Annotated in this window: 2 protein-coding genes and 1 pseudogene; all 3 read left to right on the top strand. The window is 48.6% G+C overall.

The genetic code is table 11. The features are described from left to right. Nucleotides 1-285: pseudogene (locus ACRC27_RS00720) on the top strand (hypothetical protein); the annotation flags it as partial. Nucleotides 286-466: 181 nt separating this feature from the next. Beyond that, nucleotides 467-955 (top strand): GNAT family N-acetyltransferase, encoded by a 489-nt coding sequence (locus ACRC27_RS00725; RefSeq protein ID WP_438638856.1) that lies wholly within the window; start codon nt 467-469, stop codon nt 953-955. 17 nt (nt 956-972) lie between these two features. Further along, nucleotides 973-1,168, top strand: a 196-nt coding sequence (locus ACRC27_RS00730; RefSeq protein ID WP_438638858.1) for a hypothetical protein, incomplete at its 3' end; no start/stop codon positions are given.

Genomic DNA, 1,168 nt, shown 5'->3' on the forward strand with positions numbered 1-1,168 from the left:
TGCGAACGTTTTTATCGCGCCAACGCAGATCTGGCGCAATCCTCTTCATCCGCGGAAATCACACGCATTGGCGGTGCTGGTCTGGGGATGGCCATTGTGCAAAATATCGCGCGTCACCACGGCGCAACCTTGCAAATTACCAACCGCCCCTCAGAGACCGCAGAGCGTGATGGGCTGAGTGTTTGTCTGTCATTTTCACGTTTAGCGGTGTCCGGCAGTGAGCCCGAAAATACCGCTAACGTACCTAACACTCGCTCATCTCCCCATCAGCTAAAGGGAAGCTAAAGGGAAATTTTGCTGCTTCGCAATTCTGCCTTAAGGTTAATCACCACAAGCAGCTGACAAATGGCGTAAACGCGATATATTTACTTACCTTAACCAACGATTTTTCATCGTTAAGCACAAAAACACATACCGGATTGTCTTATTCTACTTGCATGTCGTTAATCTGATTAAAGGTGTCACAATGAAACTCTATCAGGCGCAACTTGCAGACATTCATAAACTGGCTCCGTTGTATGTCATGTATCGGCAGGAACGGCATATCCATTCGGAAATCGAGACCATTGAAGATTTTCTTCATGAGCGTCTGGCCAGAAACGATATTGTTATCTTCTATACCGAAACCGGCCAAGGTGAAGTGACCGGCTTCGTTCAGCTGAACCCGATGTTCAGTGCTGTAGAGCTCAAACGCATCTGGTTGCTGTATGACTTGTACGCCAAAGATGAGGTGCGCGCACAAGTGACCGAACACCTGCTGGCGCGTGCGCGTCAGTTAAGTGAGGAAACGCACTCAGGTCTGATCATGCTGCACAGCCATTCTGCGGAAGGTGCACATAATCCAGCGCTAACTGATCATTTGCGTTATATCCGCAACACCGTGATGTATGCGCACGGCGCCAAAGCCGATGATGCTCAAGATACAACCTCAGGTAACGATAAGCCGGCGGAATAATCCTCACGCACTTTAGCGTGACCTTCCCTCGGCTGACGGCACCTCACTATGTAAGTAAAGAAGTGAGTAAAAAAGTCAGCCAAAGGCAGTACAAAATTACGCGGGTTATGCCCGCGTTTTCTTATTCTTCTCCCTTTCTTCTTATTGGCCTCACTGCAACTCTCACACTCTCTGACTATGCTTTTTCGGCTGTCTTCCGTAAATTCAGCGGTG

It is taken from the genome of Plesiomonas sp., assembly GCF_051650925.1.
GTDB lineage: Bacteria > Pseudomonadota > Gammaproteobacteria > Enterobacterales > CAMTGL01 > Plesiomonas.